The following is a 17,287-nucleotide window of genomic DNA, read 5'->3' as shown; positions in this document are numbered from 1 at the left end:
AAATAAGTCGTTATATCTGATAGCTGGAAATACTTATTTTTGATGAATTGATAACCAAAATGCATCAGTGGATTTATACCAGCTTAAACACTTTCTTGCCTTAGCGAATACATTGAATTATCGCCGTACAGCAGAAGCAATGTCCATTGCACAACCAGCGCTAAGCCGGCAGATTCAGCAGCTGGAAAGCGAAGTTGGGGCTTTGCTGTTCTACCGCAATAAGCGTAATATTTCTCTGACTCCCGCCGGAGTTTATTTGAAGCACGAAGCCGGACGACTTGTTGAGCAATTGGAGCAAACATGTCGGCGAACCGCACAGATTCACCGGGGCGAAGCGGGCGACATTCGAATTGGGCACGCTAGTTCGGCGATGCAATCTATCCTTCCCAAGCTACTTGTCAGCATTCGGGACAAGACCCCGGACCTGCGGGCTTTACTCATGGAGACAACTAACCGTTTTCAGATGGAAGCTTTACAGCATCGAGAAATTGATGTGGGCTTTTCGCCTAATATCATTGCTCCTTTCGACATTAGCAGCCGGGTTGTTTACACGGAAAACTTTGTCGTCATTCTACCTGAAAATCATCCAGTAAGCGCACATACTTTTACGGACTTGTCAATTTTCGCCCACGACGCTTTTATTTTACCTCCTCAAGCCGAAGGGAGTGGGTATGTTGAGAGTATCCAGGCGTTGTGCCAACAGTATGGTTTTCTACCGCATATTGCTTACGAATCAGCGTATTCGGGTACCGTGCTGCGGCTGGTCGAAGCTGGCATGGGCATATCTATTGAACCAGCCTCAACCTTACGTGGCCAGAACCTGCATTTAAAAACCATTGAACTAACCAACGTACCACAAAAAGCAGAGATGCGCATGCTGTGGCTGACCGAGCGCACCGCTGAGCTTCAACCCTTTTTTGATCTGGTCGACCGGATATTATAACCCATGCGTGACCGACTTTCCGCCGATCAATATGCCAATGGCATTCTTATGGGCGACCGACTGCTGTTGAGCCGGGCCATTACGCTCGTCGAGAGTCGACGCCCGGATGATCAGGAGCTGGCTCAACAGGTTCTCGACCGTGTGTTACCTAAAACAGGACATTCAATTCGAATTGGGATAACCGGCGTACCAGGCGTTGGTAAAAGTACATTCATCGAAACATTCGGGAAACAGCTGACTAGTTTAGGGCATCATCTGGCCGTATTAGCCGTAGACCCCACAAGCCAGCGCTCCGGTGGTAGTCTGTTAGGTGACAAAACCCGTATGGAAACGCTCTCCATGGATCGTAACGCCTACATCCGTCCCTCGCCGGCGGGTGATTCGCTGGGTGGCGTTGCGCATCGCACCCGCGAAACGATTCTTCTCTGCGAAGCGGCCGGATTCGACATTATTCTGGTGGAAACCGTTGGGGTTGGCCAGTCCGAAACCGTTGTGCATGGTATGGTAGACTTTTTCTTACTGCTAATGCTGGCCGGTGCCGGTGATGAACTCCAGGGCATGAAACGAGGGATCATGGAGCTAGCCGACGCCCTCGCCATTACCAAAGCAGACGGCGAAAATCAGGCTGCTGCTAACCGAGCGCGTGTTGAGTACCAAAATGCCCTGCATCTGTTTCCACCGACCGGCACAGGTTGGTTTCCCCCCGTGTTAACTTGTTCGGCCCTGACTGGGGAAGGGATAGAATTAATTTGGCAGACTATTGAAGATCAACAGCGATTAATGGTGCAGAATGGGCACCACAGTCAGCGTCGCCAGGAACAGCAACTTACCTGGTTTAAGTCACTCCTTCGACATCACTTAGAGAAGCAGTTTTATAACCAGCCGGGTATGGACGAACGATTAAAGTTTTTAGAGAATCAGGTACGTATCGGCCAGCTACTTCCGGTGCCTGCCGTACAAGCCTTGCTGCATCATCACCCAAAAGAGCATTAGAAGGAGACAATTTCTTTCTTTCATCTGTATGCGTATAGTAGGATTAGTTCTGAGCCTTTGGCTAACGGTGTTGACAGCATACGCTCAGCGAGATACACTCATCACCATAACCTCGTCGGGCGGCTTACAATTTGATCAGAAGCGGCTTATCATCAAGCCTAATACCCGACTGAGGCTCATTTTTCAAAACAAAGATGACATGGCCCATAACCTGGTGGTAACCCGGCCAAATTCTCGATTGCGTGTAGTGGAGTTTGCCTTGGCGCTTGGAAATAAAGGCCCGCAGCAACACCATGTACCCGTCATGGACGACGTACTGGCGCATACGGTAAGTGTAGAACCGGGCAATGCAGATTCACTAACCGTTGTGCTGGCAGAAGGCGCTTATCCGTTTGTTTGTACGTATCCGGGCCACGGCTACGTTATGTACGGCATTATTTATGCTACTAACGACCCGAAACGCCTACCAGCTCCCGAGCAGGATCGAAACCTACCCAATCCAGACAGGACAGCTGAAGTTGCCCATCAGCATCAGGCCGTCGAATCAGGCCACCCTTATCCGTTAAAGCTGCCCGCTGTTTACCGAACGTTCATGCCCGATTGTGGACCGGCGGCTATTGCAGTCGGAATGCCTGGTCCTGAGGGTGGTCAATCGTACGTATTCGATGCTGGTCAGTGTCGGCTACGCTATGCCTGGTCGGGCGGCTTCGTTGACAATAGCGAGCAATGGGATGGCAAAGGCCAGCGGTTCACAAAGGTAGTAGGCGAGATTTATTACCGTGATTCGGGCGGCTTCCCCTGGAAAATTGGTACAACTTCTCAACCACCTCGGTTCAAAGGCTACCGTCTGGTAAATCGGTACCCAGAATTTCATTACTCAGTCAATGGCATTGATGTACGGGAGTTGATCAAACCACTCTCTACGGGTCGTGGCTTTATCCGCACGTTTATCCTTAGCCCAAACCGGCAATCTATAAAGTTCGTGGCTACGGCTCAGCCCGGTATTAAATTCAAGCCATCCGTCGGTCGTTTCCAACATGGAGAATTACAGTTACCAGCTGGTACACGCCAATTTACCTTAACCGTATCGACACTGTAGCCTTATGCTAGCCTCCCTTCTCCTTTCATCGTTACTACTTTCATCTTTCCCTACCGATACCATTTCGGATTATTATGAGGTCGAAACGATTGCTACCCCGCCGGGGCTGGTGGCTGAAACAGGTGGCCTGTCATTTCTGCCGGATGGTCGAATGGCGGCCTGCTTCCATCGGGGTGAGGTCATGCTGTATAATCCTAAAACAAAAACCTGGAAGCTGTTCGCCGAAGGTCTGCACGACCCGCTCGGTGTGGTAGCCATCAATAACTGTGAATTGCTTGTCGTTCAACGGCCCGAACTCACCCGTATAACTGATACTGATGGCGACGGCGTAGCCGATTTATATCAGACAGTTACTGACCAGTTTGGCATGTCGGGTAATTACCATGAGTTTGCGTTTGGCCCGGTACGCGATGCAAAAGGTAATCTTTACATCAGTCTTAACACAGCGTCTAACGGCGCCGGTATCCGTGACGAAGTTCGAGGGCAGTATGACGCGCTTGGCCGACAGGGGCGAATGTATGCCTGCGTTCCGTACCGGGGATGGGTCATGCAGATAACCCCTGAGGGTAAAGTAAAACCCTATGCCAGCGGATTTCGATCGCCCAATGGCATCGGTTTCGATGCACAGGGACGGCTGTTCGTCACTGACAACCAGGGCGACTGGTTGGGGACTAGCAAGTTATATCACGTTGAAGAAGGAAAATTTTATGGACATCCGGCCAGTTTAGTCTGGCGACCGGGTTTTCCAAACATAGATCCGCTTACCTTGCCCGTAGCAACGCTCGATAGTATGCGAACGGTTGAAAGCATTGCGTTTCCGCATGAGATGATGGCACATTCGCCCACACAGATTGCGTTCGATAACACAGGTGGTAAATTTGGCCCATTTTCGGGTCAGCTATTCGTAGGTGAAATGGATTTCCCACATCTGCTGCGGGTTCTGCCCGATGAAGTAGATGGCAGTATCCAGGGAGCCTGTTTACCTTTCTTCGACAAAGCAGGATCCGGTCGTACTAAGTTACGTATTGGCAACAACCGTCTGGCCTTCGCCCCCGATGGGAGTTTGTATCTCGGGCAGGCTGATCACGGGTGGCTCGGTGACCGGGGTATCCAACGGATTCGCTACAAAGGACAACAGACCGGCGTAGGCATTCCGCTCGACATTCTGGCTATGAAATTAACCCCAACCGGATTCGACCTTACCTTTACTCAGCCTGTTGATGAGCCAACGGCAAATGATCTGGCTAACTACCGTTTTCGCAGCTACTATTATGAATATCATCAGGCGTATGGCTCCCCCCAAATGGACACTCGTTCGGTAGCGGTTTCAGGTGTACGTTTGTCGGCTGACCACAAAACGGTATCACTCACCTTGACCGAGTTGAAGCCAAATCGCATCTATGAGCTTACACTGGGTGATTTACGCGCCGATAAAGGACAGAAGAAGCGCATGAATCGGCTAGTATGTTACACATTGAATAAACTAGTCAGGCAACCCCGACAAGAACCATAACGTTGAACTCATCGGGGCTCCAAGCCGCTATTTACCAGCTAAGAACATAGTTGTCACTTCGGCAACACGCTTCCCCTGGAAACGAGCCGCGTTGAGGGCGACTTCGTCGGGAGGAACGGAGCCATTTTGGCTCGTGTGCGACGTACCATACGGATTACCAGATTGAAATTGAATTGGGTCCGCATAACCTGGCCCTACGATAATACTTCCCCAATGATAAAATGTATTGTTCAAAGCTAAAATCGTTGATTCATGACCACCATGGGCTGTAGCTGCGCTTGTAAACGACGAGGTAATCTTATTCACCAATTTACCTTGTCCCCAAAGTGGTCCGGTTGTATCAATGAATTGCTTTAGTTGTGCTGCTGGCAGACCATACCGTGTCGGTGCTCCCAGAATGATGGCATCAGCCCATTCTAAATCAGCTAGTGTGGCCTCCGGAACGTCCTGAGTTTCGAGTCGGTGAGCAGACCAACCCTCATTTGAGGCAATGGCCTCTTGTGGCGCAAGCTCTTTCACTTTCAAAACTTTTACTTCTGCTCCGGCAGCTTTAGCGCCCTCTTCTACAGCACGAGCCATTTTGTATGTCGTGCCAGTTGCACTGTAATAAATTACTGCAATTTTCACCATAACGATTGGGTTTGTCTGATAAGCAATTTGAACGTCAGTAATTACGAGTTATCACATTGAATGTATATACTCATAAATGAGACACAAAAAAGGAATTTTAGAAAATTCCTTTTTTGCACTGTTTACGAGTTACCCAGTGTGCGATCCGGCTCATTCGTACGAGTCGTTGGAATAGCCCCTTCAGCCGTGCTCCGATTCCAATCGGCATCAGCTACTTTGTCAGCTTCGTGTACACCCTGGGTTGGGTGTTGGTAAGCAGTCATCGGGCTATCTTCGTCGGTTGAGGCATCATCAGCATCAGCAGGCAAGGGAGGCTGCCCCCATGAAGCCCTCTTCGATTCCTCTATATCGACATCCGATGGACCGTCATTCTCATTGTTTGAGTCAGCTGCCATTACTTTTATATCTTCATAGTCATCAGCGAAGTTTGTATCGTTGACGTCCATTTGCCGAGAAGGCAAATCATTATCGCGCTGTATGTCGTTCAATTGCGTTAAGCCCTGATCTGGGGCCAGGCCTTGTGTGCTTTGTCTCTGCTTAGACGCAAAAGACTCATCATTTTCTTTGCGGAGTTTGCTACTTAAGCTCATAACGTTGTTAGTTTGATCGTGTACTATAAGTTTGTCACCACTTGCTGATTAGATCAGTAGGTAGGTTCATGATCAGTATCAGTACCAGTTTGTGATATCTGCTCTGCATCATCAACCTGCGTACCAGCGCTATCATCCTGCTCGACGGCGTGGCCTTGCTCCTTAGCTTCTTTTTGAGCATTTGGCACGTCTACCTCGTCGGCCGATGCGTAATCGTCAGGGCCATGGGTTGTTACGTCTACCATAGCGGTATTTGTAAGTGTTTTATCGTTAGGTGCATTGTTAGCCCCTTCGTCGGTTACTTCCATGGTACTATTGTCCGTGTCACCCATCCGAATAACGCCGTTCTTGCTGTCCATATCAATACCGCCAAAGGGTCGGTTGTTACGCCCATCCTGCCCGCCACGCACCTCCATACTATCGAGACCGTTAGACGAGTTCTCGATCTCATCTCTGTTTTTATTGTCCTGTACATACCGGTCATCATCAGCATCATCGGAGCCAAATGGACCTTCTGTGCGGCCAGTTATCTGCGCATCTTTGCGCTCTACATCTTTCTCGTCTTTCATGTCGCTGAGTCGGTTAATTAGATAGAATAACTTCGTTACAGGCAAAAAGTTTGTGGGTTAGTTAGTGTCGATAACTGGTGCAATGGGTGTGAAGCGCTTTGCCCCAAAGCGCTTCAGGGAGACGATTGGAGTAAGCTTAGCCTACCGAAAAGTTAATATACCTACCGAAAAATATACTTCACCTATATACCATTGTGTAACCAGCGAACTACCCATTACCTTTCGGTTAAAATTCATTGAAAGAGGAATCAGCATCGTCAGTTTCAGCCAACACAACCGACAACTATACAGTAGGTGAACACAGAAGACGATTCAGGCAATAGATAAAGATTTTTAATAGTTGGATAAAGCGTAATGCAGAAAGCAGATCGACGATGACGATCTGCTTTTTTATTGGCTTACAATATCTTAGCAGCTCAGCTTAATGGGATTGTTTTAACGACTAAGCCCTGTAAAAAAAAGAGGCCATCAATAGATTGATAGCCTCTTCTTGCGTAAAGTCATCTAGATTTTGTCAGTCAACGTCCCAGAACAATTTGGTATTAAATACGTCAACGGTACCTTGGGCTGTTACATTAGCCGTGTTTGAGCCAGCCTCGGTGTTCGGGTAGAACAGCCGTACGGGCCGACGAGCATCGGTCACCTGAACGCTCTGTGGTGTTACAGGCAGGCCCGTTTTGCGATATTCTGACCAGGCTTCAAAGCCATTCAGATTTGCGGCAGCCAGCCATTTCTGAATGGAAATAGCTGCGAGTTTGTCCGGCGAAGCGTCCCAGCTATAATTGACTACTTTGCTGCCTTTGAAAGCATCGGCTCCCGCTGTATTGGCTCCTAACGCCCGGAACGACTGCTTGATACCCTCTTCGAAATACGCTTGAGCCGTGTTTGGCAGCGTAACGTCAGCATACCGCTGCTTGGCTTCGGCCAGGTTTAGTTGTACCTCAGCCGCCGTCATGATCACGAACGGGCGGTTGAACTGACCGCGAATTAGCAGGCTTGGACCAACCGCACTGGTGTTGCCCGGTAAAAAACCGGACGAAGCGCCGAACGGCGTACCAACGTAGTTGGCTGCAATCTCTGCCCGCGTGCTGGTACCGGGATTCGATTGATTTTCGTTACCAACGGCGTAAGCAATGCGCTTCATCCGCAACGTATCGCCCGACGCTTTCAGGCTGTTAATTAGGAACTGCGTGATGCGTGGGAAGTTATTCAACGCCCGGCGTGCATTTGTCTCGCTGTACCCCCACCGATCGTAGATAGGATTGATTTTACCGGCGGTAGCTACGAAAAAATTAGGCCCACCAACCGCAACATCTTCGCCCGTAATGAAGCCAGCCCCACCCGATACAATCTTGTTGATCTCGGTTTTAATGTATGCGTCGCGACCAGCAACGCGGGACTGACGCATTAGAATCCGCATTTTCACCGAGTTAGCGAACTGAGCCCATTTGGTGATGTTACCACCGAATATGATGTCTGTACCATTAAATATGGTCCTATACGACGCATTTGCTTGTAATTCAGTAGCACCGGCTTTTATATCTGATGCAGCTTCATCCAGCAACGTAATCAGCGACTCATACACTGCTTTCTGATCATCGAACTTCGGAGCAAGTACAGCCCCTCCTTTTAGTGCCTCCGTATACGGAACGTTGCCGTACATATCCACCAACTGCTGAAAAATCAGGGCTTTCATTACCTTAGCCGGGCCTTTCAAAAACTTTTGCCCATTCGCATCGGCATTGTCGATTACAAACTGATAATCATTGAGATTATCGTAGTAGCCGTCCCAATAGTTAAAATCGCCATTGGTGAAGTTATAGCCGAACTGCGTCGTACTGATGATGTACCCGTTCGATTGCGTCCACTGCCCCGACCAATACGAACCCAATTCATTGACGTTAAGCAAGTTTCCAGCTGCATCTGGATTCCAGGTCGTTGTTTTGAGCGCATTGGTAAATACAAAGTTCGGCGTGGCCGTTGGCAGTGTGTTAGGGTTAGTATTTATGTCGAAGAACTGCTCTTTGCAGGCACTGCTGGCCAGGGTCAGAGCGGTCAATAGAAAAACAACTTTTAGTTTCATGTCGGTCAAAATCACAGATGATTAGAACGTAAGATTAAGATTGATACCATACTGACGCACCGGTGGCGTTTGCGTTGTCGTGTTGATACCGATACCCGTTGCGGAAGTCGTCGACGGTATAGCAATATCACCCGGTGCCGGATTACCCTGATAGCTAAATTCAGGATCGGTGTAGTAATTCTTCTTGTCTACGATCGTGAACACGTTACGGCCATACAACGCAATGCTTGCTCCCGAGAAGATCCGTGTTTTGGACAGTAAGCTCTGGGGAAACGTGTATGATAGGTTGATGTCCCGGAGTTTAATGAACCAGGCCGGGCTAACGAAGTTTTCTGAAATAACCCGATAGTTATCCGCCCATAACGAATACTCAGCCTCTGCCACCTGAACGGTCGTGTTGGGCGTTACGGTTTTGCCATCGCTACCCAGGATGGCTGAGTTCGGGAAGATGTGCGGGTAGCGGTTTTCTGTCCATTCACCCGATCCCGTGAAGGTCATCTGACGGCCCAGGTCGCTGTACGTAACGTTGCCACCCCGATACTCGAAGTTGAATGTAAAGCCGAAGTTACCGTACTCTAGTTTCGATCCCATGCCAGCAATGTGGCGGGGGAGTGTGCCACCGCGTGGGGTTAAGGTCGTTTGACGCAACGGATAGCCCGTCGTTGGATTGACTAGTACATAACCCGAACCATCCGGCGCGTACTGATAACCATCCGTTTTCAGAATTGGGAATCGCTCGCCTTTGATTACGTTCGTATTAGCGTATGCGTAACCGCCGTACTGGAATTCATTAATATTTGGGTATAACTCCAGTACCTTATTATCGTTATACGAGTAGCGCAGGCTGACATCCCAGGTAAATTTGCCGCCCCTGGCGATCAGATACTTAAGCTCAGCTTCGTACCCCCAGTTGCGCGTCTCGCCGACGTTAATGAGCAGGTTACTGAAACCCGTTGTGTTCGGAATCCGGGCCGTAACTACCTGCCCTTTTGAATTTTGGTTGTAGGCCGAAACGTCAATGTTGATCCGGTCATTCAGCAATTGGAATTCTCCACCAATCTCGGTCGAATAAACCACCTCTGGTTTTAGGTTTGCATCGGGCAAACGATTACCAACCGTTAGCCCGACCGTGTTTCCATAAGGAAAGCCTCCGCCATTCCCATATACCAGGTCCAGACCATAGAGCGGGATGTTATCATTCGCGTTTTTGTTAAAGTTTGCCCGAATCTTGGCGTAGTTCAGGAACGACGATTTGAGACCAGGGATAGCATCCGTAGCAATGAACGAAACGGCAGCCCCGTAGTAGGGATACGACCACAGATTGCTCGGCCGGGTAGATTTGTAAAAACGCGAGGTCTGATCGTAACGGAACGATCCATTCAGAATCAACCAGTTTTTATAGTTCGAGGTGAGGTCAGCATAATATCCCACTCGGCGTTCTTGCGTGTTACCCTCGCCCCCAGTCAGTTCACCCTGCCTGTTGGCTACGTTATATACATCAGGAACCACAATTGAGCTTGAGCCAACGGCAATTCCTTTTGTCGTTCGCTGATAAACACTGTTCCCCAGAATTAGCTTATTGTCGAATGGGCCAAGCACTTTACTAAGCTGCGCGAAGAATTCGTTGTTAACTACATTCTCCGTGTTAGAGTAGTCAAGCACCGAACCAAGAACATCTGAAATAGCCCGGTAGATTCCTGTACCGTCTCCCTCGCGGAAGAATGGCTCGGGAATAAAAGATTTCGTTTTTGCCCAATCCGAGTAAGTGAATTTGCCGGTCGTGTTTTTGCCCGTCCTCGAGTTATTCATCACCCCGAGTCGTTCGGTAAACGTCAACCAGGAAGTAGGCCGGAAATTCAGACTCAGGTTCCCGTTCAGGTTGGCATCCTTATACTTTGCTCGGTTGTTATCAGCGTCGAAGTATGGGTTGTTGTAGTAATCGTTATAGAACCCATTTGGATTGGCCAGCGGATTGTTCCGCCAGTCGCGCAACTCAGACAATGGCAGGTTAGCCGGCTGGTTGATTACGTTGAAATAAAAATCCGACGTAGTCCGATCATAAGCCGCCTGAACATAAGCCGCGTTGAAGCTGGCGGTCAACTTACCGTATTCTTTGGTAGCTGACAAACGGGCACCCGTCCGATCACTCTTATCGTGGGGAACAATACCCGCAATTTTCTGATTTTCCAGCGACAGGTAGAACGAGCTGGTTTCATCGCCACCCTGGAAGTTGATCTGGTTATTCATCGAAACGCCCGTATCGAACGCCTTCCGTCGGCCATTTTTAATGGCTGAGTACGGAACAATAAGTTGGCTACCATCTTCGGCGGTACGGCCCAGAATCCGCATTGAGCCATCAAAGGGGTCGCCAAACTGCTGATTCTCATACGAACGCCAGTTACCCTGCATCCGCACCAGAGGGTCATTGCTGTAGCCAGGCGATCCAGGAGAAGGATAATAGTGAGACCCCGACCCGAATTGGTCCTGAAACTTTGGCAGGAAGCTGATTTGCTCGATGTTGGTACTGTTAGAGTAACCGATACGCAGTTTACCTTTAGTACCTCTCTTAGTCGTGATGAGAATGGCGCCGTTGATACCCGCTGACCCATACAACGTAGCCGCCTGACCACCTTTCAGGATAGTCACGCTTTCAATGTCATTTGGGTTTATGGTGGCCAGAATCGTTGAGGTGGTCTGCATACCATCCAGCACGACCAGGGCCTCATTGTTACCCGTTAACGAGCGATAGCCTCGCAAAACGACCTTTACCGCCGGGTCAACGCTGTTATTAACGTTATAAACGGCCAAACCCGTTACCTTTCCTGAGAGCGCCTGCGCTAATTGAGGAGAGCGCCCAACCGTTACGTCGCCCGTTTCCACCTTCGAGACGGCATAACCAAGTTCCCGCTGACTTTTCCGAATCCCCTGGGCCGTCACAACAATCTCCTGAAGATTAGAGGCATCGGGTTTCAACGTTACGTTAATAGTCGATTGGTTCTGGACAGGTATGCTCTGAGTGGCGAATCCTATAAAACTGACCAGCAATTCTTGTCCACTAGCGGCACTAATCTGATAGCTACCGTCCGAACTACTAGTAGTACCCTGAGTAGTACCTTTAATGACGATACTCACACCCGGCAATACCGAGCCGTCTTCTGATGAAGTGATCTTTCCAGTTATGGCTCGTGTCTGAGCCAGCAACGGAATAGCGAATAAACACAGTAAGAACTGCGTCAGTAGAAATTTACGCATAGAACGTTGTTTAAGTTAAGATGTACTACTTGGGTAATAATACAATCACAAAAGTAAAGAATATATTTATAATAATATTTTGCCTACGCAACAATTTTACGACAATAGGCGACATCAAGTCTCGTTTAGGCGAATATTCTTCTGGAGATAAGCCATTAACTCAAACGCGATGCTATCTTTTAAAAAAGGTTTCCACTTATTACTCAATAGCATTTTAACACTACATTTCAACAATTATAATGTGAAATACCGCATTGGTTACCTAAGCCATTACCTGCTGATTTACAACAATTTGTATAAGAAGGGGGCATATGAGCATTACTGCGGCAAAAAGCGAATATTGGCGCTTTATAATCATTAAGTAAGATTTTCATCAAACGAACCTATTATGTAATATAGCCTTACATCATTAAGTATATTTATAAACTAAGTATTAAGCCTATTTTAAAACAATGTTAAAAATGTACGGTTTCAACGTAAAATTTTAGCCTACTATAAATTTCCAATAGATTATATAGATCTCAGTTCTTCACATTAAAATTTTCTACTGAATTCACGTCCTATTGTTGACTGTAAAATAACATAAGTACTAAGTAGTAACACTTAAAAATTATATTCTATGCGCTATACATTAAAAAGTGCGTATATACACTTTATTCTGCAATTTGCTTAAATTGCAAACTGTTTTACCCAATATAAGCGCCACTAATAGATAAAATAAGCTGTTTTATCCTTAACAAAGCGTTAATTTTGGCTTCACTTAGTTTTATAGTTCAAACTCAATTCCATCAACTTTTATGAGAAAAGTTCTAATTGGAAGCTGGCTACTGTCGTTGCTGTTTTGCCTGCCGCTATTAGCACAGGACGCAGCCATAACAGGACGCGTTACTTCATCAGACGACGGCTCGGGATTACCGGGTGTAAGTATTGTTGTAAAAGGAACAAGCCGTGGCACAACAACCGACGCCAATGGTAACTACCAAATTAACGCAGCCCCGAATTCGACTTTAACGTTTTCGTTCGTGGGTTTCAAATCACAGGACGTGGCGGTGGGGTCTCGCAGTAGCGTTAACGTAGTGTTACAAAACGATGCGTCTACCTTGAATGAAGTAGTAGTGACAGGGTTCGGTATTCGACGTACAGAGCGGGAAATCGGTACATCGATTACAAAACTGAACAGCTCCCAGATTAATCAGGCAGCTCCCGTTAACATTGCGAATGGCCTTACGGGCAAAGTTGCTGGCTTACAGGTCAATTTAACAAACAATGCAGTAGGAGCCTCTCCACGCTTAACAATTCGTGGTAACCGCTCATTTCTGGGTAACAACCAGGCACTGCTAGTAGTCGACGGAGCGCTCACAGATATCAGTTTCCTTTCATCTATCAACCCAAATGATATTGAAAGTACAACGATTCTTAAAGGTCCTAGTGCGGCTGCGCTTTATGGCTCAGATGCCTCAAACGGCGTATTAGTCATTACGACTAAGCGTGGAACAAACAATAACAAGCCACAGATCTCGTACACTAACAACACTCAGTTTGAGAGCGTATCGTACATGCCTGATCTGCAAACCAGTTTCGGATCAAACGGTGGTGAAGGCGCTCCGTTTATTGATGCTAACGGCCAGCGTCTATACGTACCCTTTGAAAACCAAAGTTTTGGTCCGGCCTACGACGGTTCGCTTCAACCGTTGGGATATGGTATACAAGTGCGCAATCCAGATGGCTCACTCCGATTGGATACTCTGCGAGTGCCTTATGCAGCACCAGGCAAAGACCCCCGGAAGGCGTTCTTCAATACCGGATCAACAGTTCAGCATGATCTCTCGTATCGCGTAGGCGATGCCCAGAACTTCTTTGGACTAGGCGTTCAGCGAGTTGATCAGACCGGTATCGTACCCAATGATCGTTTTAACCGGACGAACCTGCTGGTGAACGGCGGACGGACAATTAACAAGTTTTCGGCTACGGCAAAGGCTAACTTCACCTATCAAAACACGAATGTTGAAAACGGTGATTTTGGTCAGGGCCGACCGGTATACTGGAACTTGTTGAACCAGCCAGCCCATGCTCCGCTAACCGACCCTCGGCTTAAGGATATTACGTCACCTTACGGTGATGTGAATGGGTACTTCAATGCGTATTATCCAAACCCTTGGTGGCAGGTGACGGGTGACAATTCGCGTCGTCGGACAAACCAATACAATTTTCAGGGATATGCCGACGTAGCGTATCAATTCACCGATTGGTTAAACGTATTGTACCGTGTATCTGGTCAGCTTTCGAACCAGCAGTTGAAAGCCCATGTGGCCGACGTATCGTTTAGCGATTATGCCATTAGTGACCCTTGGGGCGCTGGTAATATTGCCTCATCCGTTCGGCGCCGTAGTGCGACCGTCACTGATCAAACCGATACACGCACCCGCTTTACTGGAGATCTGTTAGTTACAGTGAGTCCTACATTTGGCGATTTTACTACCAAGTTAATATTAGGTCAACAGACACGTACTGACTACCGTCGTTATACGTATGCTAACGCTGCCGCTCTGGTCATTCCAGGGGTGTACAATATCTCGAACCGCCTGGGCGAACCGAATGTGCAGGAATTTAACCAGCAAAGCCGCTTGCTTGGTGCGTTTGGTGATCTGACATTAGGCTATCGTGATATTGTTTTTCTACATGCTACTGGACGTAATGACTGGACGTCATTGTTGGCACCGGGCAACCGCTCATTCTTCTACCCAAGCGTTGACGCGTCGGTTATTCTGACAGAAGCATTACCATCGCTCAAGAGTAACAACGCCCTGACTTATTTGAAGCTTCGGGGCGGTATTGCCCGCGCTGGTAACGTAAACGTAGCACCCTACCAATTGCAGAACGTGTTTAACCCGGGGACAAACCAAAGCACAGGCACAAATCCAACTTCGGGTGGAACGCAGTTCCCATATGGTAGTCAGCCTGGTTTTGAGTTAGGTAATACGCAAAATGACCCTAACTTGAAACCCGAGTTTACAACGAACCGTGAAGTGGGCGTTGAAATAGGTTTGTTTGATCGCGTCAATTTGGAAGCGGTATACTACACGACAACGACGACCAATCAGACGGTACCCATTCAGATCTCTCGGGCAACAGGCTATACATCAGCATTGATTAATACAGGCGCGATGGATAACCGTGGAGTGGAATTAGAGCTGCGGACATTACGGCCAATTGTAAATGCAGGTGGCTTTACCTGGAATATCAATACGAACTATACGTTCCTGGATAATAAAGTAACGTCGGTTTATCCTGGACTTGATCGGATTAATATTCCATTGAACGATGGTACAGGTTCATCCGTGTTCGCGGCTGTTAATCAGCCTTATCCAGCACTGTACTTATCGGATATTCAACGCGTATCTGATGAGAATAGTCCTTACTTCGGACGGCCCATCGTTAACTCAACAACGGGTTACCCGATTCTGGATGCCAACATTAAGTATTTCGGTACGACTCAACCACGGCATCGCTTCGGTTTAACCAACACCTTTGGGTTTAAAGATTTTACCCTTTCGGCAGTCGTTGAATACCGTGGGGGCAACGTGATCTATAATGAGATTGGTAACGCCCTTGAGTTTACAGGAGCAGGCATTCGGTCGACCTACAATGGCCGACAGAACTTCATCTACCCGAACTCTGTCATTCAGAATTCGGATGGTTCGTATACACCAAATACGAGCGTGTCGACTCGCGATGGCAACCTGGAATTCTGGACCAATTCGGGCTACCATAATGCTGGTTCGAGCTACGTAACGAGTGCCGCCTTCTGGAAACTTCGGGAAGTAGTGCTTGGCTATAACGTACCAACCGCCTTTTTAAGCAAGCTTAAACTTTTCAGCAATGTTAATATTGCGATTACTGGCCGGAACTTACTTATGCTGCGTCCAAAAACAAACGTCTTCTCCGATCCGGAGTTCTCGTTGGATAACAGTAACGCGCAGGGTACAACAGACGAATATCAGACACCTCCTACACGGTTCTACGGTTTCCGTGTTAGCCTTGGTTTCTAAATCTTAATCAGCAACTAACAATGTTCAATATAAAGAGAATAACTGTTGGCGTATTGGCTATACTGCTCACGGTGACGTCAAGTTGTAAAGAAGATTACCTTGACATCAATAACAACCCGAACCAGGCAACGTCGGCAACACCCGACCTGGTTTTGCCCAGCGCTCTGGCGTCTACGGCCAGTTATGTACAGACTCGGTTTCCGTTCCTGAACTTATGGATGGGTTATTGGAACTGGAGTGGTAATTACTCGATTGGTACGTCTGATAAAAACTATCAGTTCACTAACGGGTTTGGTGCTCCAATCTGGGATAATGGCTACTTGATTCTAAAAAACTATAATTACATAGATACTCAAGGAGCCACGTTAAATCAACCGGTAGTTCAGGGGATTGCTAAGATCATGAAAGCGTATCACTTCCAGATCCTGGTTGATACGTACGGCAACATACCCTATACTGAAGCGCTGAATGGTCTTACTACTGCATCGCCAAAGTATGATGATCAGGTGGCTATCTACGAAGATCTCTTTAAGCAGGTTGATGCAGCTCTGGCGCTTTTCGACCAAGCCGATGCCAAATCAGCTCAGGGTGAAACAGTATTAGACCCCGGTGCGAATGACATTGTGTTCGGTGGCGATGTCGACTTACATGAGCGTTTGGTCTTGTGGCGGGAATTTGCCAATACGTTGAAGCTACGGATGTTATTACGCCAGTCAGAAAAACCCGAACGTCAAGCTTTCGTTCAGGCACAACTGGCTATTCTGAATGCCTCTGACTATGGCTATCTAGGACAAGGGGCAAACGCTGCTGTTAACCCTGGTTACACAAATTCGGCTAACCGCCAGAATCCATTTTATGGCAATTTTGGCGAAACAGTAACGGGCACGCCTACCGAATTAAACAATCAGTATAGGGGTAACAAGTACGCCATTGATTTTTATCAGCAAACCAATGATCCGCGACTAGCCCGATTTTATGCCCCGGTCGGCGGTACTGGCACAAACTTCAACGCTACCTATTTTGGTACCATTGATCCTCAGGTGAATAGTGCGGTGTCAGCTATTGGCCCGGCCCTGGTTGACAGTCCGGACCAGGATGCGGTTATTTTATCGTCACACGAGTCTTTGTTTCTGCAAGCGGAAGCGGCTCAACGTGGATGGATTCCGGGCAATGCTAAAACGTTGTATCAGCAGGCAATCACCGAATCATTCCTAAATACTGGTTTGACGGCTGCACAGGCCGCAACGTATTATGCTCAGCCAGTCAATAATGTGAGCTATGATGCATCAGCTAACAAGCTAGAGGCTATCATCACGCAGAAATGGGCGTCGCTCAATGGATTTACCCCCTTTGAGGCCTGGGCTGATTATCGTCGATTAGGTTACCCAAACGTACCGATTTCTCAGGACCCGAGCACAACGGTTCGGCAGATTCCAGTACGTCTGCTGTACCCAACGAGCGAGTTTAACTACAACGCAACGAATGCAAACGCGCAGGGAACGGTGAGTCAATTCACGACGAAGATTTTCTGGGTAAAGTAAAACGTTAACACCCGTAAAGACACAA

General features: G+C 47.9%; 11 protein-coding genes. 6 read left to right on the top strand and 5 right to left on the bottom strand.

The annotated features are described in order from the left end of the window. Positions 1-67: 67 nt before the first annotated feature. From ACFSUS_RS08830 to ACFSUS_RS08815, 4 genes are read left to right on the top strand one after another with little or no spacing between them, the layout of a single operon-like run. Positions 68-943: a LysR substrate-binding domain-containing protein gene (locus ACFSUS_RS08830; RefSeq protein WP_381521654.1), complete on the top strand. Its 876-nt coding sequence runs from the start codon at positions 68-70 to the stop codon at positions 941-943. 3 nt (positions 944-946) lie between these two features. Beyond that, positions 947-1,936: a methylmalonyl Co-A mutase-associated GTPase MeaB gene (gene meaB, locus ACFSUS_RS08825; RefSeq protein ID WP_381521653.1), complete on the top strand. Its 990-nt coding sequence runs from the start codon at positions 947-949 to the stop codon at positions 1,934-1,936. A 28-nt stretch (positions 1,937-1,964) separates the two neighbouring features. Next, the gene (locus tag ACFSUS_RS08820; RefSeq protein ID WP_381521651.1) at positions 1,965-3,035 is read left to right on the top strand and encodes a plastocyanin/azurin family copper-binding protein; all 1,071 of its coding nucleotides are present in this window, start codon (positions 1,965-1,967) and stop codon (positions 3,033-3,035) included. Between the two features lie 4 nt (positions 3,036-3,039). Then, positions 3,040-4,548, top strand: coding sequence for a PQQ-dependent sugar dehydrogenase (locus ACFSUS_RS08815; protein WP_381521649.1), 1,509 nt, complete (start codon positions 3,040-3,042; stop codon positions 4,546-4,548). A gap of 27 nt (positions 4,549-4,575) precedes the next feature. Here ACFSUS_RS08815 and wrbA read toward each other — a convergent pair whose 3' ends face one another. From wrbA to ACFSUS_RS08790, 5 genes are all read right to left on the bottom strand, one after another. Beyond that, positions 4,576-5,178: an NAD(P)H:quinone oxidoreductase gene (wrbA, locus tag ACFSUS_RS08810; protein ID WP_381521647.1), complete on the bottom strand. Its 603-nt coding sequence runs from the start codon at positions 5,176-5,178 to the stop codon at positions 4,576-4,578. 122 nt (positions 5,179-5,300) lie between these two features. Continuing rightward, positions 5,301-5,768, bottom strand: coding sequence for a hypothetical protein (locus ACFSUS_RS08805; RefSeq protein ID WP_381521646.1), 468 nt, complete (start codon positions 5,766-5,768; stop codon positions 5,301-5,303). Positions 5,769-5,821: 53 nt separating this feature from the next. Next, positions 5,822-6,337, bottom strand: coding sequence for a hypothetical protein (locus tag ACFSUS_RS08800; protein WP_381521644.1), 516 nt, complete (start codon positions 6,335-6,337; stop codon positions 5,822-5,824). 514 nt (positions 6,338-6,851) lie between these two features. Then, entirely contained in the window at positions 6,852-8,420 is a 1,569-nt protein-coding gene (locus ACFSUS_RS08795; protein ID WP_381521642.1) for a SusD/RagB family nutrient-binding outer membrane lipoprotein, read from the bottom strand. A gap of 21 nt (positions 8,421-8,441) precedes the next feature. Then, the gene (locus ACFSUS_RS08790; protein ID WP_381521640.1) at positions 8,442-11,672 is read right to left on the bottom strand and encodes a SusC/RagA family TonB-linked outer membrane protein; all 3,231 of its coding nucleotides are present in this window, start codon (positions 11,670-11,672) and stop codon (positions 8,442-8,444) included. Between the two features lie 797 nt (positions 11,673-12,469). On the opposite strand from ACFSUS_RS08790, the gene ACFSUS_RS08785 reads away from it, so the two are divergent. Both ACFSUS_RS08785 and ACFSUS_RS08780 read left to right on the top strand, forming a co-directional pair. Then, the gene (locus ACFSUS_RS08785) at positions 12,470-15,721 is read left to right on the top strand and encodes a SusC/RagA family TonB-linked outer membrane protein (protein ID WP_381521638.1); all 3,252 of its coding nucleotides are present in this window, start codon (positions 12,470-12,472) and stop codon (positions 15,719-15,721) included. Positions 15,722-15,741: 20 nt separating this feature from the next. Continuing rightward, positions 15,742-17,262 carry a SusD/RagB family nutrient-binding outer membrane lipoprotein gene (locus ACFSUS_RS08780; RefSeq protein ID WP_381521636.1) on the top strand — a complete coding sequence of 507 codons (1,521 nt, stop codon included), beginning with the start codon at positions 15,742-15,744 and terminating at the stop codon, positions 17,260-17,262. Positions 17,263-17,287: the final 25 nt, after the last annotated feature.

It is taken from the genome of Spirosoma soli, from assembly GCF_042684525.1.
GTDB lineage: Bacteria > Bacteroidota > Bacteroidia > Cytophagales > Spirosomataceae > Spirosoma > Spirosoma soli.
Note: the sequence above shows the minus strand (reverse complement) of the source record. Positions and strands in the feature narration are given on the sequence as shown.

Excerpts from the sequence above, each read along its gene's own strand:
- meaB (WP_381521653.1), top strand. The coding sequence starts at position 947 with ATGCGTGACCGACTTTCCGCCGATCAATATGCCAATGGCATTCTTATG.
- ACFSUS_RS08785 (WP_381521638.1), top strand. The coding sequence starts at position 12,470 with ATGAGAAAAGTTCTAATTGGAAGCTGGCTACTGTCGTTGCTGTTTTGC.
- ACFSUS_RS08820 (WP_381521651.1), top strand. The coding sequence starts at position 1,965 with ATGCGTATAGTAGGATTAGTTCTGAGCCTTTGGCTAACGGTGTTGACA.
- ACFSUS_RS08815 (WP_381521649.1), top strand. The coding sequence starts at position 3,040 with ATGCTAGCCTCCCTTCTCCTTTCATCGTTACTACTTTCATCTTTCCCT.
- ACFSUS_RS08805 (WP_381521646.1), bottom strand. The coding sequence starts at position 5,768 with ATGAGCTTAAGTAGCAAACTCCGCAAAGAAAATGATGAGTCTTTTGCG.
- ACFSUS_RS08790 (WP_381521640.1), bottom strand. The coding sequence starts at position 11,672 with ATGCGTAAATTTCTACTGACGCAGTTCTTACTGTGTTTATTCGCTATT.
- ACFSUS_RS08795 (WP_381521642.1), bottom strand. The coding sequence starts at position 8,420 with ATGAAACTAAAAGTTGTTTTTCTATTGACCGCTCTGACCCTGGCCAGC.
- ACFSUS_RS08800 (WP_381521644.1), bottom strand. The coding sequence starts at position 6,337 with ATGAAAGACGAGAAAGATGTAGAGCGCAAAGATGCGCAGATAACTGGC.
- wrbA (WP_381521647.1), bottom strand. The coding sequence starts at position 5,178 with ATGGTGAAAATTGCAGTAATTTATTACAGTGCAACTGGCACGACATAC.
- ACFSUS_RS08780 (WP_381521636.1), top strand. The coding sequence starts at position 15,742 with ATGTTCAATATAAAGAGAATAACTGTTGGCGTATTGGCTATACTGCTC.